Raw genomic sequence first — 23,148 nt, 5'->3', positions numbered from 1 at the left:
TGATTGCACCGCCTTCTAAAGGCAGGACGTGATAACTCACGCGGAGCGGTAGTTCAGCTGGTTAGAATACCGGCCTGTCACGCCGGGGGTCGCGGGTTCGAGTCCCGTCCGCTCCGCCATTTTCCCCTCCTGTTTTTCGTTTTTCCTGCATTAAGTCTTCGCAAGCCAGCATGTTTGTCATTTGCTTGTCATACATCCGCTCTAGTCTGTTTCTGAATCAGGAAACAGGGTAATAGCCATGCGGGACTATGAAGAAGAGCTGATTGAAAGCCAGTTCGAGGAATATGAAGACGACCAGGGCTGGGACGACGCCATTGAGCTCTAACCCACTGAGTTCTAACAGAGTCAGGCGCCCCGGGAATGCCTGATCCGTTTTCGGTGCTCTCCGGGGCTCAGGTTGAACCATCGCCGATACGCCTTGTGAAAGGCCGCCGGATTGGCAAACCCCAGAAGCCAGGCAATTTCTGCCAGTGACGTGTCGGTCTCCCGGATATAGTCCCGGGCCAGACTTTTCCGCGTGTCATCCACCAGTTCCCTGAACCCCGTTCCTTCCGCCGCCAGCTGTCTTTGCAGTGTCCAGGGTGTAATGCCAAGTTTCATGGCAATGGTTCCCAGGCCGGGTGTTTCGCCCCGGAACAGAGGGGTCAGAAGACTCTTCACCCGGTCTCCGGTTGTCCAGCCCCGCCGGATCTGCTGCATCTCCCGCTCGCAAAGTTCCGACAGTTTTTCGTGCATGGCCGGCTGCGCCTGCAGGCTCGGGCTTTGCCAGATATCCCGGCGGACAGTGAGGCTGTTTGCCGGTGCTCCGAAGTGTACCGGGCAACGGAACCAGCTCTCGAACACTTCATCCAGGCCGATGGCAGGGTATTCAATGGTGACCTTCTCCAGAACCTCATACCGGCCGGTCACGTTACGAAGGAACTGGGTCCAGGCTGCCAGCACTGAATCCACCACAAAATAGTTGAAGCCGTTGTAGGGACGTATCGAGTAAAACTGTACCTGTCGGGTTTCCGGCCTGATGGTCGGGTTGCCGCGGCTGTTCCTGCTGGTCAGCAGGGCGTAACGGATCAGCGTGCTGATGGCCGCGCCGGCGGTGCCGGCAGTTTCCCCGGCAAGCCCGGCGATGCCGGCATCGACAGGCCGTGACAACGCGCCCATACGCAACCCCAGGGCCGGATTGCCGGTTTCACTGATCGCTGCGTGCCCCAGACGCATGAAGCGGGGGATGCTGATGCGTGCGGCGGGCGAGGTCAGTGTCTGCCGGTCAAGCTGGAAATGGGATGCCAGTTCCGTCGTATCCGCACCCTCCGCCGCAGCAGCCCGCATCAGTACGGACACGTAGAGAACGCTGATGTCTCCGAGGGAGTTACGGGATTGCCTGGCGTCTGTCGATTGCGTGCTCATTGAAGCCTTTGTCGGACATGTTATCCAAAGATAATAAAATGTTATTCCGGGATATTGTTGATGGCAAGGCACACCGGTAATTTAGGTCTCAATAATGAGCAGGGCTCTGCAAGCCCGCCGATGATCACGATGAGGAGACAGAATATGACTGCAAGTACGACGCCGGGCGTTGCCAAATATCCGAACCTGCTTGAGCCGCTGGACCTTGGGTTCACCAAGCTGCGCAACCGTACGCTGATGGGCTCCATGCACACCGGCCTTGAGGAGGCCAGGAACGGATTTGAGCGTCTGGCGGCGTTTTACGCAGAGCGCGCCCGTGGCGGTGCCGGCCTGATTGTCACCGGGGGTATCGCGCCCAGCGTCGAAGGCGGGGTATTCCAGCATGCGGCCAAGATGACCACCGAAGAAGAGTCAGACAAGCATAGGATCATCACCGACGCGGTGCACGGCGCAGACGGCAAGATCTGTATGCAGATTCTTCATGCTGGCCGTTACGCCTATTCTCCTGAGCTGGTCGCACCTTCCGCCATTCAGGCACCGATTAACCCGTTTAAGCCGAGAGAGCTGGACGAGGAAGGGATTGAGAAGCAGATTCAGGACTATGCAGATTGTGCTGCCCTGGCCCAGAGAGCCGGATATGATGGCGTTGAGGTAATGGGTTCGGAAGGCTATTTCATCAACCAGTTCATCGTTTCCCATACCAACCATCGGACCGACCGTTGGGGTGGCAGCTACGAGAATCGTATCCGCCTGCCGATTGAAATTGTGCGCAGGGTTCGTGAGCGGGTGGGTGAGAACTTTATCCTGATTTACCGTCTCTCCATGTTGGATCTCATTGAAGATGGCAGCACCTGGGAAGAGGTGGTGTACCTGGCGAAAGAAATTGAAAAGGCCGGCGCGACCATCATCAATACCGGTATCGGCTGGCATGAGGCCCGTGTGCCCACCATCGCCACGTCGGTTCCCCGCGGTGCCTTTACCAAGGTGACTGCGCGCCTGAAGGGTGAGGTGAGTATTCCGCTGGTAACCACCAACCGGATCAACATGCCGGATGTTGCCGAAAAGATTCTGGCCGAAGGAGATGCCGATATGGTGTCCATGGCCCGTCCTTTCCTCGCGGACGCTGGCTTGGTCCTGAAAGCCGCGGAAGACCGGGCCGATGAGATCAACACCTGCATTGGCTGCAATCAGGCGTGTCTTGACCACACCTTCAGCGGCAAGCTGACTTCTTGCCTGGTAAATCCCCGGGCCTGCCACGAGACCGAGCTGACCTACGTGAAAACGTCTGCGCCGAAATCCATTGCGGTGGTCGGTGCGGGTCCTGCGGGCCTGGCGTTTGCCTCTGTGGCCGCGGAGCGGGGCCACAAAGTAACCCTGTTTGACGCCGGCAGCGAAATTGGTGGCCAGTTCAACGTGGCCAAGCTGATTCCGGGCAAGGAAGAGTTTTTTGAAACCCTTCGCTACTACCGGGTCATGCTGGACAAGCATCAGGTGGATGTGCGGCTGAATACCCGGGTCAGCGCCGATGATCTCAAGGCCGGCGGCTTTGACGAGGTGATTCTGGCTGCCGGCGTCAAGCCGCGGACCCCGGACATTGAGGGAATTGATCACCCGAAGGTGATTGGCTATCTGGATGCTCTTCTGGAGCGCAAACCGGTTGGCCAGAAAGTGGCGGTTATCGGCGCCGGTGGCATCGGCTTTGATGTCTCCGAGTTTATCGTTCACAAGGGGACCTCTGCGGCGCTGGATACCGAACTCTTCATGCGTGAGTGGGGTGTCGATCTGAGCGTTGAGCATCGCGGCGGCATCCAGGGCGTTACACCAGAGGTTCCCGAACCTGCCCGCGAGGTTTACCTGCTCCAGCGTAAGGCCTCCAAGGTAGGCAAAAACCTCGGCAAGACCACGGGCTGGATTCACCGTACCTCTCTCAAGAATCGAGAGGTCCAGATGGTCCCCGGGGTAACCTACCGCAAGATTGATGACGAAGGGCTTCATATCACGGTTACGCCGAAAGGGGCAGAGCACGGTGAGGATCGGGTGTTGCCCGTGGATACGGTCATCGTGTGTGCAGGGCAGGAGCCGTTGCGTGAACTGCAGGCGGATCTGGAGGCTGCCGGGCTGCCGGTTCATCTGATCGGTGGTTCGGATGTCGCGGCGGAGCTGGATGCCAAGCGGGCCATCAATCAGGGAAGTCGCCTGGCTGCGGAGCTTTAAGCGCAAACACGATCACAAAATGTTGCAGTATTTCCCTGTGCAGCAAGGATTGTCTGGCTAGACTATTACGTTTGAGTCAGTCCAATCTTTGAATCATGGGAGTCAGCAATGGAGTCTGCCGGCCAGGCAGCCGAGGGTTATTCGGCGGTATTTTTCATGGAGGGTAGCCAGGTGGCGCGCGAGATGCGTGCCAGCGAATTCGGCGCCTTCCTGGACGGCTATGTGGGCCTGTCTGATCTCGCCGAAACCGAAGTCAGGGCGGTTCTGGTCGAGCTGAGTGATGATCTTCTTGTGCAGGCTCTGGTGTTTTTCCGGATCTGGTTTGATGAGGAGGGCCGGGCAGACAGCCACTGGAACGTGCCTATTGAGGCGCTGGCAGGGCGTGGTGCCAAGGGGCCCGACATGGGTGGTGGCGCTATCCGCCTTGTTTGCCGTAGCCAGTGTCCTGATCCCCAGTACAAGGAAGATCTGTGGGACCCGGATATGACGCCGGGGAACAACCACTTTCAGGCGATTCGCAAAGCGGTTGAGGCGAATAACCTCAAATTCCGCAAGATTGAACCGGTTCAGGAAGAAAACATTCCGGTTCTAAGTGCCCAGGCCGAGGATTCGGCCGATCCGGAAGAGTCCGCGGCTGCCGCGAATCGCTCCCGCCTGGCACAGCTTATCCGGGAACAGCGCCTGCGGATCAAGACACTGCAAAGCGTTCACCGGGATTCCCTGTCGGATATCCAGCGGGAGCATCGGCTGGAAATGCAGGGCCTGCGCAGTGAAATGGCAAATCTTGAGCAGAAATACGAGCGCCAGCGCCTTAGCAATGAGCAGCTCAAGAAGCGCCTGTCGGAACGTAATGAGCAATACCTGACCATGCAGGAACAGATGGTCTCCAGCGGTGAGGGCAAGCAGCAGGACGATGCCAGCGTGGATGCAGAGCTGGTGCTGTTGCGGGAGCAACTTGAGCGCCGGCAGCGGGAGCTGGAGCTCCGGAACGACATGATTGTAGCCCTTGAGCAGGAAATTCATGAGCTTCGGCACCGGGAGCCCGCCGAAAATTCCATCCTCGATCACCTTAAACGCCAGTCCGTTTTCCTGGTGGCTTATCAGCCCGGCGTTGGCCATGTGACGCTGCCCTTCAAAGACATCGAAACCTACTTCAATAACCCCACCGCCTACGCGGCAGAACGCTGCGGCATGAATGAGCCTGCCTACCGGGAGTGGCTGGAGCATTACGAAAACCCAGTCTGCAAGCACGAGGGCAAAGGTGGCAAGTTCTGTGAAGAGCCCATCCTTCGGATAAGCCAGCCGGCGGAGTTCCGTCCGGGGATTGATGACCGCTGCGAGAAACACCGGGACTGAGTGTGGGAAGTTTTTTCAGTATCGGGGTGACTTTCGTTAAACTGTACGCCAGATTGTCACGGGGGTAACGGATTCGTCTGGCCCCGCCGCATCCCGACACCACAGGAAACTTCATGGATCAGTTCAGGAACATTGGTGTGATTGGCCGGATGGGCAGCGTTAAAGTGGTTGAATCACTGCGCCAGCTCAAACAGTATCTGATCGCCAACAACTACCACGTCATTCTCGAGGAAGATACCGCGAGTATGCTCCCTGGCCACGGCCTGCAGGTGGCGAGCAAAAAGCTGCTGGGCGAAATCTGTGATCTGGTGATCGTGGTTGGCGGCGACGGCAGTTTGCTGGGGGCCGCCCGGGAACTGGCAAAATCCAAGATTCCCCTGCTTGGGGTAAACCGTGGCCGGCTGGGCTTTCTGACCGATATTTCTCCGTCTGACCTGGAGGAGCGTCTTGGCAAGGTGCTGCAGGGCGAATACATGGAAGAAACCCGGTTTCTTCTGGATGGCAATGTGGAGCGAAACGGTCAGCCCCTTGGCTTTGGTACTGCACTGAATGATGTGGTGCTGCACCCGGGTAAATCCACCCGGATGATCGGTTTTGACCTGTTCATTGATGGTCACTTTGTCTACAGCCAGCGCTCGGACGGCCTGATCGTTTCCACGCCCACGGGATCGACGGCGTACTCACTGTCGGCAGGCGGGCCGATCATGCATCCCAAGCTGGACGCCATTGTTCTGGTGCCGATGTTTCCCCACACTCTCAGCAGCCGGCCGATCGTGGTCGACGGCAAGAGTGAAATCAAGCTGGTGATCGGTGAGACCAACGAAACCTATCCGCAAATCAGTTTCGACGGGCAGATGAACATCGCCTGTGCGCCGGGCGATATCATCCGCATCACCAAAAAGCCGTTCAAGATCCGGTTGATTCATCCCACCGACCACAATTTCTACGCCACCTGCCGTGACAAGCTTGGCTGGGCTAGCGAAATATCAGCGAGTTGATCATGGCTGGAAACAGACAAACCGCAAGCCGCGGTTATGACATCATTGGCGATGTACACGGCTGTGCGAACACGCTCGCCAGGCTTCTGGATCAGATGGGTTATCGCAAGGTCAACGGTGTGTACCGGCACCCGCGCCGGCAGGCCATTTTCATTGGCGATATCATTGATCGGGGCCCCCGTATCCGGGAAGCGCTGCACCTTGTCAGAGACATGGTGGAGCGCGGCTCGGCCCGGATTGTTATGGGTAACCACGAATACAACGCTCTGGGCTACTGTACCCGAGCCCGTCCGGGCAGTGGCAAGAAGTGGTTGCGAGAGCACAACGCCCGTCATGACCGGTTGATCAAGGAGACACTTGATCAGTTTGAAGCCTACCCCCACGAGTGGAATGAGTTTCTTGAGTGGTTTTACACTATTCCCCTGTTCATTGAGGATGAGAGTTTTCGTGCGGTTCACGCCTGTTGGGATGGCGACCTGATCGGGAAATTCAAGCGGGTGCAGGGAGGTGCCTGTATTGATGAGGATTTCCTGCACGCCTCGGCGGCCATTGAATCTTTCGCCGGGCAGGTGATGGATACCCTTCTCCGCGGCACGGATCTACGGCTGCCCGAGGGCATGTCAATTACCGGAAAGGACGGCTATGTCCGCGAGTTTTTCCGCACCAAGTTCTGGGCGGACGATCCCCACACGTATGCCGATGTTGTGTTCCAGCCGGACCCACTGCCGCCGGAAGTGGCGCGCCGTGTGTTAACGGAGAACGAGCGAAAGCAGTTGATCAGCTATCCCCTGGGCGCACCGCCGGTCTTCGTCGGGCATTACTGGATGGAGGGTGAGCCAGCCCCGCTCAAGTCCAACGTTGCCTGTATTGATTTCAGCGCCGTGAAGTACGGCCGGCTGGTGGCCTACCGGATGGACGGAGAGCGGGCACTTTCCCGGGACAAGTTTGTCTGGGTAGAGGTGGAACGACCGGAGCAGCCGGATTATCCCACCAGTGAAGACAGTGTTGCACGCTAGTCCGTATAGAACGGCCCAACCATTTTTGGAGGCGGAGTAAAAAACGGTGTACCGAGTCAAACAGGTGGATACCACGGTGAATCTGGCCGGCTTCAGCCGCTGGCTGAACGGGCAGGGTGTTACTCACCGGATTGCGGAGGAGGGTGGTTTTCAGGTGATCTGGCTGGAGGATCCGGCCCACGCTGAGCCGGTTCTTGCAGCCCTGGAGCGCTTCATTGCGGAACCGGAGCTCCGGGATGCGGTCGATCGCCAGAACCGGTCGCCGGTTTTTGTTGGCGGGCGCTGGCAGCCTTCGCCTCGCCATGCGCCATTGGTTCTGGGCATTATCGGCTTTGCAGTGATTATGGTCTGGCTCACAGCCATGGGGCAGAATGAACTCGCTGCCACACTGATGATGATTGACCCGCGTGATTATGACTGGAGCACCATGGCCGGTCGTATTGATGCCTTATCGGCGACTCTCGCCAGTGGCCAGGTGTGGCGTCTGCTGACTCCGGATTTTCTGCACTTCAGCTGGACCCATATAATTTTCAACTCGGTCATGCTCTGGTTCCTGGGCAGTCAGATTGAATGGTTTGACGGGCGGGGACGGCTGGTCACTCTTTTCCTGGTGACCAGCCTGCTCTCCAACGGGTTGCAGTATTTTGTTTCCGGGCCCCTTTTTGGCGGGCTGTCTGGTGTTGTCTACGGTATTCTGGGTTATTGCTGGCTGAGCCAGCGGTATGCACCAAGGTTCCAGTTTCCGCCGGCATTGGTAACCTTTGCCGTGGTGTGGATGGTGATCGGTTTTACCGCGCTTCCTGAAATGCTCGGTCTCGGGCGTATGGCAAATGAAGCCCATCTGGGAGGATTTGTCGCGGGATTGGCCCTTGCGGTGATTTTGCCCGTAAGAGCCAGACGCGGAGTATAAAAAAAAGCCCCACCAGAGGTGGGGCGTGAAAAGAGCTGTAAGCTCCTGATGAGAGAGACCAAATGATACGACCGTCGTCATTTGGTGAGTTAATGATAATCATTATCGTTTGATTCTGTCAAACGATTCCGCCACTTTTTTATGAACGTTTTTTCAGGAGAGCGGGATGACTTACGAAGAACTGATTGATCGGCTGGATCCCAATGTGTACCGGAGTCTCCGGCAGTCCATTGAGCTCGGAAAATGGCCCGACGGCCGCAAGCTGACTCCCGGGCAGCGGGAAATCAGCCTGGAGGCAGTCATCTATTACGAAAACCTGCACAACATTCCCGAAGAGGAGCGTGTGGGTTACCTCGACAGAGGCAGCAAGGCGGGAACCGCCTGCGATCCCTCCATAACGCGCAATCTGAGTGACGGCGACGCAGATCCGGGCCAGTTTGTTGAGGTCAAGTCTTGAGTAAAACCATTGATGTAACCGGTCGGCTTCGGAAAATGCCGGCAGAGGCGGGAGATCCGGTGGCCTACACCATTGCCGTCGGCGATACCCGTATACCCCTGAACGAGCTGATTGGCAGGCCGTTGCGGTTTGATTTCGACGGCATCATTCGTTGTATCCACTGCGACCGAACCACCAAAAAGAGTTTCAACCAGGGGTTTTGCTACCCCTGTTTTCGCAAGCTGGCAGCCTGTGACAGTTGCATCATGAGCCCGGAAAAGTGCCATTATCATCTGGGAACCTGTCGTGAGCCGGAGTGGGGCGAGACCCACTGTATGGTGGAGCACGTGGTTTACCTCGCGAATTCATCCGGTCTCAAGGTGGGTATCACCCGGGCCTCCCAGGTGCCGACCCGCTGGATTGACCAGGGCGCGGTAGATGCCATTCCCATGGTGCGGGTTGCGACCCGATACATCGCCGGGTTGGTGGAAGTTGCCTGCAAGGCCCACGTTGCCGACCGAACCAACTGGCGGGCGATGCTCAGGGGCGACGTACCGGAGCTGGACCTGGCCGAAGAGCGCTGGAGAATTCTGGGGCTGATTGCCGGGGATCTTGAAGCACTGAGAGAAACTCACGGCCAGGAGTCTATCCGTGAGGTGGATGAGCAGGGGCTCGGCCTCAGTTATCCCGTTGAGGTCTGGCCAGAGAAGATCAAAACCCATAACCTCGACAAAACGCCGGAAGTTGAAGGCGTCTTTGAAGGCATCAAGGGGCAGTATCTTATTCTTGATACCGGTGTAATGAACATCAGGAAGTTCACCGGTTATGAAGTCCGTTTCCGGGTTGCGGAGAGCTGAACCGCTCCCCACCCGGCCATTCCGTTCATGCCTCTGGACCCTGATTTTTGGTCCATGCAGGCAGCGAATTCTGGAGAAAACCAATGCGTACCAGCCAGCCACAAACCATTTACCTGAGCGATTACAAGGTGCCCGCGTATCTGGTCGATACCGTGGAACTGACCTTCGAGCTTTTTGAGGATGGTGCCCGGGTACACAGCACGCTTGAACTTCGCCGGAATCCTGAGTCCGCCGAGGCATCGGCACCCCTGGAGCTTGACGGTGACAGCCTGAAGCTGGAGTCCGTTGCCCTGGATGGCGCCAAACTGGCGGCGAGCGATTACGAGGACCGGGGCGATCAGCTGGTCGTCCGGTCTGTACCGGACCGGTTCCGTCTGACCACCGTAACCTGGATCGAACCCCAGAATAACACCCGGCTCGAAGGTCTCTACAAATCCTCGGGCATGTTCTGTACCCAGTGTGAGGCCGAGGGATTCCGCTGTATTACCTACTTCCCGGACCGTCCCGACGTTATGGCACGCTTCCGCACCCGCATTGAGGCCAGCAAGGAGGCGTATCCGATCCTGTTGTCCAATGGTAACGATGTCGAGAAGGGCGAGCTGGAAAACGGGCGCCACTTCGTGACCTGGGAAGATCCGTTCCCCAAACCCTGTTATCTCTTTGCCCTGGTAGCCGGGGATCTTGTAGAGAAGCGTGACAGCTTTACCACCTGCTCCGGTCGTGACATTGATCTGCGTATGTATGTGGAGCCCCGGAACGTCAGGAAATGTGATCACGCCATGGATTCCCTGAAACGTTCCATGCGCTGGGATGAGGAGGTCTACGGTCGGGAATACGATCTGGATATTTTCATGATCGTGGCGGTGGACGACTTCAACATGGGCGCCATGGAAAACAAGGGCCTCAATATCTTCAACTCCTCATGCGTGCTGGCCAGCCAGGAAACGGCAACGGACATGGCGTTTCAGCGCATTGAGGCCATCGTCGCCCACGAATACTTCCACAACTGGTCCGGGAACCGGGTCACCTGCCGTGACTGGTTCCAGCTGAGCCTGAAAGAAGGCTTCACCGTATTCCGGGATTCCCAGTTTTCAGCGGATATGGGCTCGCCCACCGTCAAGCGGATTGAAGATGTCACCCTGTTGCGCACCGCCCAGTTTGCCGAAGACAGCGGCCCGATGGCGCACCCGGTTCGGCCAGCTTCCTATATGGAAATTACCAACTTCTACACCCTGACCGTTTACGAGAAAGGGGAGGAAGTGGTGCGCATGATCCATACCCTGCTGGGACCGGACATGTTCCGCAAGGGCAGTGATCTGTACTTTGAGCGCCATGACGGCCAGGCGGTCACCACCGACGATTTCGTAAAAGCCATGGAGGATGCTTCGGGCCGTGATCTGAGCCAGTTCCGGTTGTGGTACGAGCAGGCGGGAACGCCGGTGCTGACCGTTTCCGATGAATTCGACGCCGGCCCGGGCATTTATCGACTGACGATTGAGCAGAACATTCCGGATACACCGGGCCAGACCAATAAAAAGCCCCAGCACATTCCATTTTCTTTGGGACTTCTGGGGCAGGATGGTCAGCCACTGCCCTTGCAGCTGGAGGCGGATGCGTCTGAAGCGCCCACAGAGCGCGTGCTTGAGCTTACCGAGTCCGTCCATACCTTTGACTTCCATGGCGTTGAGGCGAAGCCGGTTCCCTCTCTGCTGCGGCACTTCTCGGCGCCGGTCCGGGTTCGTTATCCGTGGACCCGCGAGCAGTTACTGTTCCTGATGAGTCACGATCCGGACGGATTCAACCGATGGGATGCCGGCCAGAGGCTGGCGGTGGACGTGATTCAGTCCCTGGTGGGTGCCGCGGATGGCTCGGAAGTGGAGCCAAGGCTGGTTGAGGCCTACCGGAAACTGGTTTCCGATACGGATCTTGATCAGGCACTGGTGGCAAAAATGCTTCAGCTGCCGTCCGAGGCGTATCTGATTGAGTTGGCGGAAAATGCCGATGTTCCCGCGATTCACGAGGCCCGCGAAACAGTGCTTAAATGCCTGGCTCACGCCCTGAGGAACGAGCTACTGGCGTGTTACCAGCGTAATCTCGAAACCGGTGCCTATGAGGTGACTCCGGAGGCCATTGCCCGTCGCAGCCTGCGTAATACCGCGCTCGCCTGGCTGCTGGTGATCAATGATGACAAAGGCCGCACTCTGGCGGTGAGCCAGCTGAACCAAGCCGACAATATGACAGATCGGATGGGTGCCCTGCAGGCGCTGGTCAACTCCGACTACGAGGATGACCGGCGTCAGGCCCTGGACGAGTTTTACAACAGCTTCCGGGGCGATCCGCAGGTTGTTGAGCAGTGGTTCTCCGTACAGGCGGCCAGCGACCGGGCCGGGCAGCTGCCGGATATCAGGAAGTTGCTAGAGCATCCGGCCTTTGACTGGAAGAATCCGAACAAGATTCGTTCAGTGGTAGGTGCATTCGCCGGGCAGAACCTGGCGGCTTTCCACAATCCGGACGGTTCCGGTTATGACTTCCTGGCAGATCAGGTTTGCCGGCTGGATGACAGCAATCCGCAGATTGCGGCGCGCCTGGTGACGCCGCTGACCCGGTGGCAAAAGTTTGCGCCGGCCTACAGCGGGCCGATGAAGTCCGCGCTGGAACGTATCCGCGACAAAGACGGCCTGTCCCGGGATGTCTATGAGGTGGTGCACAAGAGCCTTGCCGGCTAAACCCGAAGGTGGTTCAGGTAGCCGGCTGTGACCGGGAGCTTTGTCACAGCCGGATACAAAATCGCACTTTCGGTCGATAGACTTTAAGGCGTGATCCGTTAATCTGGCTGAAGGTCTGAAATTCCATCAGATGACAATAAAATGCCTCTTCAGAGGCTTCCAGACGCACTTAAGGTTTTACAATGAGTTACAACAAAAATGCGATTCTCGGCGGTCTGCTGGCTCTTTCCGTGGCATCGTCGCCTGCCTGGTCGGCGGTTTCCGCCAGTGAAGCGGCCCGTCTGGGCCAGGACCTGACCCCTTTTGGCTCCCCCACGGCCGGTAACAGTGCCGGTACTATTCCGGCCTGGACCGGGGGGCTGACAGAACCACCTCCCGGGTATGAGGGCAGCGGGCAACACCACATAAATCCGTTTCCGGACGATGACGTCCTTTTCACCATCACGCCTGCCAATATGGATCAGTACGGGGACTATCTGACGGATGGTGTGAAAGCGTTGCTGGAAACCTATCCGACCACTTTCCGTGTGCCGGTGTACCAGTCCCGTCGAACCCATGCAGTTCCCGACTGGGTGGCGGAGAACACCCGCGAGAACGCGGTGAATGCGGAAATCGTCGGCCAGGGTGAGGGCCTCGAAGGCGCGTTCGGGGGCTACCCCTTTCCCATACTGCATGGCGACAACGAGCAGAAAGCCTGGCAGGCAATCTGGAACCATCTGACCCGTTGGCGCGGTGTATCGCTTACCCGTCGCTCCAGTGAGGTGGCTGTCCAGACCAATGGTGACTACACTCTGGTCACTTCGCAGCAGGAAGCGTTTTTCAACTTCTACAACCCCGAAGGTGGTGAAGAAGATCTCGATAACGTCATTTTTTACTACCTGTCGTTCACCCAGTCTCCCCCCCGCCTTGCCGGTGGCGCCATTCTCGTCCACGAGACTCTGAACCAGATCATCAATCCGCGGAACGGATGGGGTTACAACGCGGGCCAGCGCCGTGTGCGCCGGGCGCCGAACCTGGGATATGATTCACCGATCGCGGCCGCGGACAACCTGCGAACCGCCGATGACACGGATATCTTTAACGGTGCCCTGGACCGGTACAACTGGCGCTACGAGGGCAAGCGGGAAATCTATATTCCCTATAATAATTACCGGATCGGCGAGAAGGGTACGCCTTACGAGGAGATCCTGGGGGTTTCCCACCTGAATCCCGATCTTACCCGCTGGGAGTTGCACCGGGTCCATGTGGTTGAAGCCACGCTGAAGGAGGGCGAGCGCCACATCTACGGCAAGCGCCGCTTCTATATTGATGAGGACAGCTGGAACACCGTTCTGCTGGACCAGTACGACGGCCGTGGCGAACTCTGGCGGGTGACCATGGGGCTGCCGAAAAATTATTACGAACTTCCGGGTGTGTGGACAGTGCTGGACGTCTATCATGACCTTCAGGCCCGGCGTTATCACGTGCTTGGCCTTGATACCGAAGAGGCCAATACCCGGGTGTTCACCAACGAGGTTCCGAACAAGCGTTACTTCTCTCCCGCGTCCCTGCGCCGCAGGAGCATTCGATAAGGCTTGGGTGATCAAGGGATGCGTCCCCGTCCATAGGAAGTGGCGACCCGACATACCGGCCACCATGAGGTGGCCGGTATGTTCACAGTTATTCCCGGCTTGGCCGGTCAGAGATACAGTTCAATACAACACAATAGGCAATCTGAATGGCTAATAGGTTGATGTGCAAGACGCTGGGAGCGGCCTGTCTCGGACTTTCCATGGCGTGGTCCGCCCCTGCGGCGTTTGCGCTTGCAGATGTCATCGAAACCCCGGCCCGGCCAACCGATCTGGCCCCGGAGAATCTTCTGAACGATGCGACCCGGACCGGAGATCGTATCGTGGCCGTAGGAGAGCGAGGCCATATCATTTATTCGGATGATGAAGGGGAGACCTGGGTTCAGGGTGAAGTTCCTGTCTCGGTCACCCTGACCGGAATCGATTTCGGTTCAGAAACTCATGGCTGGGCGGTAGGGCACAGTGGTGTGGTTCTGCATACCGAGGATGCCGGTGCCACCTGGAGCCTTCAGCTTGACGGTATCAGAGCAGCGGCACTGGCCATCGAGAGCAGGGAAGAGCAGATTGCAGCGATGGAGGAGCGCATTGAAGGGGCTCCCGAATCTGAAAAAAGTGACCTGGAGTGGGCACTTGACGACCTCTACTTTGCCCTGGAAAACCTGCAGGCTGATCTGGATGTCGGGCCGGTAAACCCACTGCTGGATGTCTGGTTCGAGAACGAGAACCGCGGTTTTGTTGTGGGTGCCTACGGAATGTTCCTGCGAACAACGGATGGCGGTGAAACCTGGAAGGACTGGGCACCCCGGATCGAAAACCGGCAGAATTTTCACCTCAATGGCATTACCCGGGTCACCGGTGGCGCTTTGGTAGTGGTTGGTGAGGCTGGGCAGATCCATGTCTCGGTGGATGGCGGCGAGACGTTCGAGCGCCGCGAGTCTCCTTACGAAGGCTCCCTGTTTGGGGTGATCGGTACCGGCCAGGTGAACGAAGTCCTGGCGTTTGGCCTGAGAGGCAACATGCTGTTCTCAACGGATCTTGGCAAGAGCTGGCGCATGATTCCCAATTCGGCTGGCGCAACTCTCAACGACGGCGCCGTTGCTAAAGACGGCCGGATTACTCTGGTGGGTAACGGTGGCGCCGTCCTTCTCAGTACCGACGGAGCAGAAACCTTCCGGGAGAATTTCCGTAGTGATCGGGATGGGGTCATGAGCGTGGTGCCCATTTCAGGGACAGATCTGCTGCTTGTCGGCGAAGGCGGCGTAAAAATTACAGACGCCCGTGGAAAGAACCTTCAATAACGCCCTGATGTGGCAACAACCGAACGAATAATAGAGGGGCTTTTGAATGTCCAACCCTAAGCATGACAAGGGCGAACACTACCTGACGACGCCCAAGGCAGAACCATTCCTGGAGCGGCTGATTTTCAACAACCGGGCACTCATTCTGATTGCCTTTATCGTGTTGACGCTGTTTCTGGGTTACAACGCCATCAAGATCCAGCCTGATGCCAGTTTCGAGCGCATGATCCCGCTTGAACATCCGTACATCGTTAACATGCTGGAGCATCGGGACGATCTCGAAAATCTCGGTAACTTCGTTCGTATCGCCGTGGAGGTTGAAGATGGCGATATCTTTACTCAGGAATACATGGAAACCCTGAAGCAGATCACGGACGAGGTTTTCTATCTGGATGGCGTGGACCGATCGGGTCTTAAATCCCTGTGGACCTCGAACGTTCGCTGGGTGGAAGTGACCGAGCAGGGTTTCCAGGGTGGAACCGTCATTCCGGATAACTACGATGGTTCAAGAGGCAGTCTTGAACGGTTGCGTCAGAATGTTCTGCGCTCCAATGAAGTCGGGCGCCTGATTTCCGATAACTTCCGGTCAACGATTGTTTACGCGCCGTTGTATGAAAAAAATCCGGAGACCGGTGAGGCTCTCGACTACGGCGAATTCTCTCGCCAGTTGGAAGAAAAGATCCGTGAAAAGTATGAGGCCCAGAATCCGAACATAGAGATTCATATTGTCGGATTTGCAAAAAAGGTTGGTGATCTGATTGAAGGGATTGGCTCCATCGCCTGGTTTGCCGGCATCACCATCCTGCTGACCACGCTGCTGCTGTTCTGGTATTCCCGTTCGATTGCCGGAACTCTGGTTCCCGTCTTTACCTCGATCATTGCGGTTTTCCTACAGCTGGGAACTCTGCGGTTGATGGGTTATGGCCTGGATCCGTATTCCGTTCTGGTGCCGTTCCTGGTGTTTGCGATTGGTATCAGTCACGGCGTCCAGATTGTTAACGCCATGGCGGTTGAGGCGGCCAAGGGCTTTGACTCGGTGACGGCTGCCCGCCTTGCCTTCCGTGCCCTTTATATCCCGGGTATGTTGGCACTGATCTCTGATGCGTTCGGTTTTCTCACGCTCATCTTCATTGAGATTGACGTAATCCGGGATCTGGCGGTGGCAGCGGGTATTGGCGTGGCCTTCGTTATCCTGACCAACCTGGTGCTGCATGTTCTGATCATGTCTTACATCGGGATCTCCCAGAGCGGTATTCGCCATGTGCAGAACCACGGGGAAAAGCAGGACCGCAAGTGGCGCGTGATGTCTTACTTCTCACATCCGGGCGTCGCACCCATCTCCCTGCTGATCGCCGTGATTGGCCTTGGGCTCGGCCTCTACTACAAACAAAACCTCAAGATTGGCGATCTGGACCGGGGCGCACCCGAACTGCGTGCGGACTCCAGGTACAACAAGGACAACGCCTACATCATCGACAACTACTCCACCAGTGCCGATGTGCTTGTGGTAATGGTGAAAACGCCGGAAGAGCAGTGCACCCAGTACAACGTGCTGCGTGCCATGGACGCCCTGCAGTGGGAGTTGCAGAACACACCGGGTGTACAGTCTTCCGTGTCGCTGGCGGATGTGTCCAAAATGGTGACCAAAGCCCTGAATGAGGGTAACTGGAAGTGGTACGAGATTTCCCGCAACCAGACCATCATCAACGCGTCCATTCGTGAGGCACCGGCGGGGCTGATCAATACCGACTGCAGTCTGACACCCGTGCTTGTTTTCCTTGAAGATCACAAGGCGGAAACGCTGGAAACGGTCATTGAACGTGTTGAGGAGTTCGCCAGCGCCAACAGTACCGAGGAGCACAGGTTCCTGTTGGCAGCAGGCAACTCAGGCGTGGAAGCGGCGACCAACGAGGTGATTTCCAGCGCCAAGGACAAGATGCTGCTGCTGGTTTACGGCGTGGTGAGTTTACTGTGCTTTGTTACCTTCCGTTCGATCCGCGCGGTGTTCTGCATTGTGATACCGCTTGGCCTGACCTCTGTCCTCGGCGAAGCGATCATGGCGGTGTCCGGTATTGGCATCAAGGTAGCGACGTTGCCGGTTATCGCCCTGGGGGTTGGTATTGGTGTTGACTACGGCATCTATATCTACAGCAAGCTGGAGAAGTATCTTCTTGAGGGCAAACCCCTTCAGGAGGCCTATTACGAGACGCTGCGCTCCACCGGTAAGGCTGTTATGTTCACCGGTGTAACACTGGGTCTCGGCGTTGTTACCTGGATTTTCTCCCCGATCAAGTTCCAGGCAGACATGGGCTTTCTCCTGTTCTTTATGTTCCTGTGGAACATGGTTGGAGCCATCTGGCTGCTACCGGCTCTCGCCCGGTTCCTGTTGAGGCCGGATCAAATGCTTGCAAAAGCGCGCACTGCGAAATAAGATTCGCAGCGACTTGAACAAAAAAGCCCGCATTGCGGGTTTTTTTGTTGTCTGCTCAATCGGTTAGCGAGCTAATCCACACTTTATTTATGGCGTGAAGTGGTCTATGTTCTAAGACGACCGCGATGTCTGCTCGCAGCAAAAGGCGGGCAATTGATGATAACGACCAGAAAAAGGAAGAACTCACATGACACTGAAACTCAAAGCCTCTGCATTTGCCGTTGCTGCTGCTGTTGGCCTGGGTGTGGCCTCAGCATCGGTGACCGCACAGGAGCAACAGTTCGTGACCATCGGTACCGGCGGTGTGACCGGGGTCTATTACCCGGCCGGCGGTGCCATCTGCCGTCTGGTGAACATGGATCGCAAAGAACATGGTATTCGGTGCTCCGTAGAAAGCACCGGCGGTTCCGTCTACAACCTGAACGCCATTCGCCAGGGCGAGCTGGATCTGGCGGTTGCCCAGTCTGACTGGCAGTACCATGCCTACAACGGCACGAGCCAGTTTAAAGACGACGGCGCCAACAAGAAGCTTCGTGCGGTTTTCTCCCTGCATCCGGAACCGTTCACAGTCGTTGCCAGCAAGGGCTCCGGCATCAAGACTTTTGAAGACCTTGAAGGCAAGCGTGTGTCCGTGGGCAACCCCGGTTCCGGCCAGCGTGCAACGGCTGAAGTGCTGATGGATGAGATGGGCTGGACCATGGACAAGTTTTCACTGGCTGCTGAACTGAAAGCGGCAGAACAGTCCCAGGCGCTGTGTGATGGCAACATTGATGCTTTCTTCTACACAGTCGGGCATCCCTCCGGCGCCATCAAGGAAGCGACCACTTCCTGTGACAGCGTCATCGTTGAAGTGGATAACGCCGCCACCAAAAAGCTGATCGATGAGAATCCGTACTATCGTAAAGCCATCATTCCCGGTGGCATGTACCGCGGAACCGACGAGGATGTGGCCACCTTCGGGGTAGCCGCGACCTTTGTGTCCTCAACCGATGTGTCCGAAAAGGTGGTTTACGAAGTGGTCAAGGCAGTGTTCGAAAACTTTGACAGTTTCAAGCGCCTGCATCCGGCATTTGCCAATCTGGAGAAGTCAGAAATGGTATCTGATGCCCTGAGTGCGCCGCTGCATCCGGGTGCCCTGAAGTACTACAAGGAAGCGGGTCTGATCAAATAACGACTGACCGGGCAATCGGGTGTGGCCTGTGCCACCCCGATTGTTGTTTCCTTTCCCTCCTTCACAGGACATACCTATGACCGGCAAAGATCCTAACTCCGGGGATTCCGTAGATAACTCAGCCGTAGATCAGTTCCTGCAAACAGAAACCGGCGGGCGTGCCGGCACCGGATATGCTGCGGTGCTTCTGTTTGTTATTCCGGTGGTCTGGTCTCTGTTTCAATTGTGGATTGCTTCGCCACTGCCCTACATTTTTGAAATAGGGGTGTTTAACTCAACAGAGGCACGTTCGATCCACCTGGCGTTTGCGTCTTTCCTGGCGTTTGCCGCCTTCCCCATGATCAAGGGGCGGCACGACACCTCCAACGCAGTGCCCTTTTATGACTGGATTCTTGCACTTCTGGCAGCGTTCTCGTCGGCGTACCTGTACATCTTCTATAAGGAGCTGTCGACTCGGCCGGGTGCGCCAATTCTGCAGGATCTGATCATCGCAATGCTCGGCCTGGTGCTTCTGCTTGAGGCGACCCGCCGTGCCCTCGGCCTGCCACTCACAATTGTGGCTGCCGTGTTCATTTTCTATTCGCTCGCGGGCCCCTACATGCCGGATGTGATTTCCCATGGCGGCGCCAGCCTGGAAAAACTCGCCTCGCATCAGTGGTTGGGTACCGAGGGCGTGTTCGGTGTTGCCCTGGGTGTCTCCACGAGCTTCGTGTTCTTGTTTGTGCTTTTTGGTGCCTTGCTGGAGAGAGCTGGAGCGGGTAACTATTTCATCAAGGTTGCCTATGCCTCCCTGGGTCACATGAAGGGTGGTCCGGCGAAGGCGGCGGTGGTGTCCAGTGGCTTGAGCGGGATCATCTCCGGCTCCTCCATTGCAAATGTGGTTACCACCGGCACCTTCACAATTCCGCTGATGAAGCGGGTCGGATTCCCAGCCACCAAAGCCGGTGCCGTAGAGGTGGCTGCGTCCACCAATGGCCAACTGACGCCGCCAGTAATGGGGGCGGCAGCGTTCCTGATGGTGGAGTACGTGGGCATCTCCTATCTGGAGGTGATGAAACACGCGATCCTTCCCGCAATGATTTCCTATATTGCCCTGATCTATATTGTCCACCTCGAGGCCTGCAAACTGAACATGCAGGGGCTGGAGCGGCCAAACAAGCCGACGCTTGCCCAGCGGTTGCTGACCTGGGTCTTTATGCTCTTGGGCCTGTCGGTGCTGACCCTGGCGGTGTACTACGGAATTGGCTGGACGAAAGAGGTATTTGGTGCCGCGGCGGTGTGGGTTCTGGGGCCCGTTGTGTTGGCCATCTATATCGGATTGGTGGGTTATGCGGCCAAATTCCCGGACTTGCAGGAAGATGACCCGGCCGATTCAATGGACGAGCTGCCACCACTGGGGCGCACGGTGAAAACCGGTCTTTATTATCTCTTGCCTGTCGTGGTTCTGATCTGGTGCCTTACGGTGGAACGTTTCTCACCGCAGCTTTCTGCATTCTGGGCGACCATGTTCATGATCTTTATTGTGGTTACCCAGGTACCACTCAAGAACCTGTTCCGCAAACGGGGAAAAATCGGAGGGGCGACCAAACAAGGCGTTGTGGATGTCGTGAATTCACTGGCAACCGGCGCCAGGAACATGATTGGCATTGGTGTGGCGACGGCATCAGCGGGTATCGTTGTTGGCACGGTTACGCTTACGGGCATTGGCCTGGTCATGGCCCAGTTTGTCGAGTTTATCTCCGGCGGCAACCTGATGCTTATGCTGGTTTTCACTGCTGTGATCAGTCTTATCCTGGGCATGGGGCTGCCGACCACCGCCAATTACATTGTGGTGTCGACCCTGATGGCACCGGTTATTGTGACACTGGGGGCCCAGAATGGGCTGATCGTGCCGCTCATCGCTGTGCACCTGTTCGTGTTCTACTTCGGGATACTGGCGGACGACACGCCGCCGGTGGGGCTTGCGGCCTACGCCGCCGCTGCGATTTCCGGGGCCGACCCCATTCGAACGGGTGTTCAGGGGTTCACCTACGATATCCGGACCGCGATCCTGCCGTTCATGTTTATCTTCAACACCCAGTTGTTGCTGATCGGGCTGACAGGCTGGTTTGATCTTCTGGTCACCGTATTCAGTGCCGTGACGGCCATGCTGGTTTTCTCCGCGGCAACGCAGGGGTTCTGGTTTACCCGCACCCGCTGGTGGGAAACCCTTTTTCTGCTGTTGATAACGTTCACTCTTTTCCGGCCCGGGTTCTGGTGGGATAGGGTCTATCCGCCGGTTGAGAGCCGCCCCGGAACCGAGATCATGGAATACATCGAGGCTGTTCCGGCGGGTGAGGATATTGTTATCAAGGCCACGGGTATGACCATTGATGGCGATGAGAAGTCAACATTCCTGCAACTGCCATTGCCTGCGGGCGAGACTCCCGAAGCCCGGCTCCAGGAATCAGGTCTTGGTCTGCGCCGGGACGGCGATCAGATGATTGTGGACTTTGTGTCCTACGGCAGTGTGGCCGAAACTGCTGGCCTGTACTTCGACTGGACGATCGATGCCTTTCAGGTGCCGCTGGAGCGCCCGCCGAAGGAGCTGATGTTCATTCCGGCACTGGTGCTTCTGGGGCTGGTTGCCTTCGGGCAGTTACGCCGACGGGCCAGGGAAGAGGGGGCAGTGGAGCCAGCCTGACCAATGTTTCTGTCCGTAAAAGCCCGGCATTAACCTGTCGGGTTTTTTTCTGTTAGACTTCGCCTCGAATCGGCCCGCGGTTTGTGTCGCGCAGTGCCGTCAACATGTGGTCTCTGGTATAGATCACCGCTGAGTAACCAACAGGAGCTTTCCATGCCCGTCGTAACCCTGCCCGATGGCAGCCATCGCAGTTTTGCTGAACCCGTAACCGTCCATGACGTCGCCGCCGATATTGGTGCTGGCCTCGCCAAAGCCGCTCTCGCCGGGAAGGTGGATGGCCGGCTTGTAGACACCAGCTACCGCATTGAAGACGATGCTGAGCTGGCCATTGTCACCGAGCGTGATGAAGATGGCGTCGATATCATCCGTCACTCCACTGCCCATTTGCTGGCAATGGCCGTCAAGGAGCTGTTTCCGGCAGCCCAGGTTACCATCGGCCCGGTCATCGACAACGGCTTCTATTACGACTTCAAGTTCGATCGCCCCTTTACCAACGAGGACCTGGCGCGGATCGAGAAGCGTATGGAGGAGCTTTCGAAACAGGATATTCCGGTTTCCCGGTCTGTTATGTCCCGGGAAGACGCCGTCAAGCTGTTTGAGGAGATGGGGGAAGAGTACAAGGTGCGCATCATTGAGGACATTCCCGGTGATGAGGACCTGTCCTTCTATCGCCAGGGCGACTTCATCGACCTGTGCCGCGGCCCTCACGTGCCCAGTACCGGCAAGCTGAAGGCTTTCAAGCTGACCAAGGTTTCCGGCGCTTTCTGGCGTGGTGACACCAGCAACGAACAGCTGCAGCGTGTTTACGGTACAGCCTGGGGCAACAAGAAGGACCTGAAGGCGTACCTGCACCGTCTGGAAGAAGCCGAAAAACGTGATCACCGAAAGGTTGGTAAGAAGCTTAATCTGTTCCATATGCAGGAAGAAGCGCCCGGGATGGTGTTCTGGCACCCGGACGGCTGGTCGATGTACCAGGAAATTGAGCAGTACATGCGCCGCAAGCAGCAGGAGCATGGTTACAAGGAAATCAAGACGCCCCAGGTGGTGTCCCGTACTCTGTGGGAAAAGTCGGGTCACTGGGACAAGTTCAAAGACGACATGTTCACCACGGAGTCGGAGAAGCACGACTACGCCATCAAGCCCATGAACTGTCCGTGCCACGTTCAGGTCTTTAACCAGGGGCTGAAGAGCTACAAGGATCTTCCCCTGCGACTGGCAGAGTTCGGTTCCTGTCACCGTAACGAGGCGTCGGGTGCGCTGCACGGCCTGATGCGTGTTCGCGGTTTTACCCAAGATGATGCCCACATCTTCTGCGAAGAGGACGCGATCCAGAAGGAAGTATCGGCATTCATTGGAATGCTGCACGAGATCTACACAGATTTCGGGTTTACCGAGATTCTGTACAAATTGTCCACTCGCCCTGAGAAGCGGGTCGGTTCCGACGAAGTCTGGGACAAGGCCGAGGCCGCCCTGGAAGAGGCGCTGAATCGTGAGGGCGTGGACTGGGAATTGTTGCCGGGCGAAGGTGCTTTCTACGGCCCTAAAATCGAATTCTCCCTGAAAGACTGTATCGGCCGGGTATGGCAATGCGGTACCATTCAGGTCGATTTTTCCATGCCGGGCCGCCTTGGCGCCCAGTATGTGGCAGATAATTCCGAGCGTAAGACGCCGGTCATGCTGCACCGAGCGGTACTCGGGTCGTTCGAGCGGTTCATCGGTATTCTGATTGAAGAATACGAAGGCGCATTTCCCACCTGGCTGGCACCAACCCAGGTTGTGGTCCTCAATATCACCGATAATCAGCGTGATTATTGTCAGAATCTGGCGAAAAAGTGGGATTCTTTGGGCTTTAGGGTTAATGCTGACTTGAGAAACGAGAAGATCGGCTTTAAAATCCGCGAGCATACTCTTAACAAGGTTCCCTATCTTGTCATCGTCGGCGACAAAGAGGTCGACAACAACACCGTTGCGGTGAGAACCCGCAAAGGCGAAGATTTGGGAACGCTATCGCTCGAAGCGTTTCAGCAACTTTTGCAGAAAGATGTTGAGCGCAAGGGCAAAACAAAGACGGAGATCTAAT

At 56.9% G+C, this 23,148-nt stretch carries 15 protein-coding genes and 1 tRNA gene; 15 read left to right on the top strand and 1 reads right to left on the bottom strand.

The features are described 5' to 3' along the window. The first annotated feature begins 42 nt into the window (after nt 1-42). Nucleotides 43-119: transfer RNA gene (locus AC13C0_RS13735), tRNA-Asp, on the top strand. 226 nt (nt 120-345) lie between these two features. Here AC13C0_RS13735 and AC13C0_RS13730 read toward each other — a convergent pair. Next, on the bottom strand, nt 346-1,404 hold the full coding sequence (locus tag AC13C0_RS13730) for an AraC family transcriptional regulator (protein ID WP_482954567.1): 1,059 nt from the start codon (nt 1,402-1,404) through the stop codon (nt 346-348). Between the two features lie 144 nt (nt 1,405-1,548). Here AC13C0_RS13730 and AC13C0_RS13725 point away from each other — a divergent pair, with 144 nt between their 5' ends. From AC13C0_RS13725 to thrS, 14 genes are all read left to right on the top strand, one after another. Then, nucleotides 1,549-3,618, top strand: a complete 2,070-nt coding sequence (locus tag AC13C0_RS13725) for an oxidoreductase (RefSeq protein WP_482954566.1) — start codon at nt 1,549-1,551, stop codon at nt 3,616-3,618. A gap of 108 nt (nt 3,619-3,726) precedes the next feature. Continuing rightward, a complete protein-coding gene (locus tag AC13C0_RS13720; protein ID WP_341581552.1) occupies nt 3,727-4,974 on the top strand; it encodes a GumC domain-containing protein in 1,248 nt (415 codons plus the stop codon). 113 nt (nt 4,975-5,087) lie between these two features. Continuing rightward, a complete protein-coding gene (locus tag AC13C0_RS13715; protein ID WP_117619993.1) occupies nt 5,088-5,972 on the top strand; it encodes an NAD(+) kinase in 885 nt (294 codons plus the stop codon). A gap of 2 nt (nt 5,973-5,974) precedes the next feature. Further along, nucleotides 5,975-6,988, top strand: a complete 1,014-nt coding sequence (locus AC13C0_RS13710; protein WP_482954565.1) for a metallophosphoesterase — start codon at nt 5,975-5,977, stop codon at nt 6,986-6,988. Nucleotides 6,989-7,034: 46 nt separating this feature from the next. Continuing rightward, nucleotides 7,035-7,898 carry a rhomboid family intramembrane serine protease gene (locus AC13C0_RS13705; RefSeq protein WP_482954564.1) on the top strand — a complete coding sequence of 288 codons (864 nt, stop codon included), beginning with the start codon at nt 7,035-7,037 and terminating at the stop codon, nt 7,896-7,898. A 166-nt stretch (nt 7,899-8,064) separates the two neighbouring features. Further along, nucleotides 8,065-8,355, top strand: a complete 291-nt coding sequence (locus tag AC13C0_RS13700; RefSeq protein ID WP_117619996.1) for a YeaC family protein — start codon at nt 8,065-8,067, stop codon at nt 8,353-8,355. Further along, a complete protein-coding gene (locus AC13C0_RS13695) occupies nt 8,352-9,191 on the top strand; it encodes a DUF2797 domain-containing protein (protein WP_482954563.1) in 840 nt (279 codons plus the stop codon). The genes AC13C0_RS13700 and AC13C0_RS13695 overlap by 4 nt, the downstream gene beginning before the upstream one ends. Before the next feature lie 83 nt (nt 9,192-9,274). Then, complete coding sequence (gene pepN / locus AC13C0_RS13690; RefSeq protein WP_482954562.1) at nt 9,275-11,917, top strand: aminopeptidase N; 2,643 nt, start codon at nt 9,275-9,277, stop codon at nt 11,915-11,917. A gap of 182 nt (nt 11,918-12,099) precedes the next feature. Beyond that, the gene (locus tag AC13C0_RS13685) at nt 12,100-13,488 is read left to right on the top strand and encodes a DUF1329 domain-containing protein (RefSeq protein WP_482954561.1); all 1,389 of its coding nucleotides are present in this window, start codon (nt 12,100-12,102) and stop codon (nt 13,486-13,488) included. A gap of 146 nt (nt 13,489-13,634) precedes the next feature. Further along, nucleotides 13,635-14,783 (top strand): WD40/YVTN/BNR-like repeat-containing protein, encoded by a 1,149-nt coding sequence (locus tag AC13C0_RS13680; protein WP_341581556.1) that lies wholly within the window; start codon nt 13,635-13,637, stop codon nt 14,781-14,783. 46 nt (nt 14,784-14,829) lie between these two features. Then, complete coding sequence (locus AC13C0_RS13675) at nt 14,830-17,214, top strand: efflux RND transporter permease subunit (RefSeq protein ID WP_482954560.1); 2,385 nt, start codon at nt 14,830-14,832, stop codon at nt 17,212-17,214. A gap of 187 nt (nt 17,215-17,401) precedes the next feature. Next, on the top strand, nt 17,402-18,385 hold the full coding sequence (locus AC13C0_RS13670; RefSeq protein WP_117620002.1) for a TAXI family TRAP transporter solute-binding subunit: 984 nt from the start codon (nt 17,402-17,404) through the stop codon (nt 18,383-18,385). Between the two features lie 76 nt (nt 18,386-18,461). Further along, nucleotides 18,462-21,068, top strand: coding sequence for a TRAP transporter permease (locus AC13C0_RS13665; protein ID WP_482954559.1), 2,607 nt, complete (start codon nt 18,462-18,464; stop codon nt 21,066-21,068). Nucleotides 21,069-21,221: 153 nt separating this feature from the next. Beyond that, nucleotides 21,222-23,147, top strand: a complete 1,926-nt coding sequence (gene thrS / locus AC13C0_RS13660) for a threonine--tRNA ligase (protein ID WP_482954558.1) — start codon at nt 21,222-21,224, stop codon at nt 23,145-23,147. Nucleotide 23,148 lies beyond the last annotated feature (1 nt).

The sequence above is a fragment of the Marinobacter sp. B-21 genome (genome assembly GCF_056857895.1).
The sequence above is the reverse complement of the archived record's forward strand: the minus strand, read 5'-3'. Positions and strand labels throughout refer to the sequence as shown.

Bases quoted from the DNA above. Each gene is read 5' to 3' on its own strand.
- AC13C0_RS13670 (WP_117620002.1), top strand. From the start codon at position 17,402: ATGACACTGAAACTCAAAGCCTCTGCATTTGCCGTTGCTGCTGCTGTT.
- AC13C0_RS13680 (WP_341581556.1), top strand. From the start codon at position 13,635: ATGGCTAATAGGTTGATGTGCAAGACGCTGGGAGCGGCCTGTCTCGGA.
- pepN (WP_482954562.1), top strand. From the start codon at position 9,275: ATGCGTACCAGCCAGCCACAAACCATTTACCTGAGCGATTACAAGGTG.
- AC13C0_RS13700 (WP_117619996.1), top strand. From the start codon at position 8,065: ATGACTTACGAAGAACTGATTGATCGGCTGGATCCCAATGTGTACCGG.
- AC13C0_RS13685 (WP_482954561.1), top strand. From the start codon at position 12,100: ATGAGTTACAACAAAAATGCGATTCTCGGCGGTCTGCTGGCTCTTTCC.
- thrS (WP_482954558.1), top strand. From the start codon at position 21,222: ATGCCCGTCGTAACCCTGCCCGATGGCAGCCATCGCAGTTTTGCTGAA.
- AC13C0_RS13665 (WP_482954559.1), top strand. From the start codon at position 18,462: ATGACCGGCAAAGATCCTAACTCCGGGGATTCCGTAGATAACTCAGCC.
- AC13C0_RS13710 (WP_482954565.1), top strand. From the start codon at position 5,975: ATGGCTGGAAACAGACAAACCGCAAGCCGCGGTTATGACATCATTGGC.
- AC13C0_RS13730 (WP_482954567.1), bottom strand. From the start codon at position 1,404: ATGAGCACGCAATCGACAGACGCCAGGCAATCCCGTAACTCCCTCGGA.
- AC13C0_RS13720 (WP_341581552.1), top strand. From the start codon at position 3,727: ATGGAGTCTGCCGGCCAGGCAGCCGAGGGTTATTCGGCGGTATTTTTC.
- AC13C0_RS13725 (WP_482954566.1), top strand. From the start codon at position 1,549: ATGACTGCAAGTACGACGCCGGGCGTTGCCAAATATCCGAACCTGCTT.
- AC13C0_RS13675 (WP_482954560.1), top strand. From the start codon at position 14,830: ATGTCCAACCCTAAGCATGACAAGGGCGAACACTACCTGACGACGCCC.
- AC13C0_RS13715 (WP_117619993.1), top strand. From the start codon at position 5,088: ATGGATCAGTTCAGGAACATTGGTGTGATTGGCCGGATGGGCAGCGTT.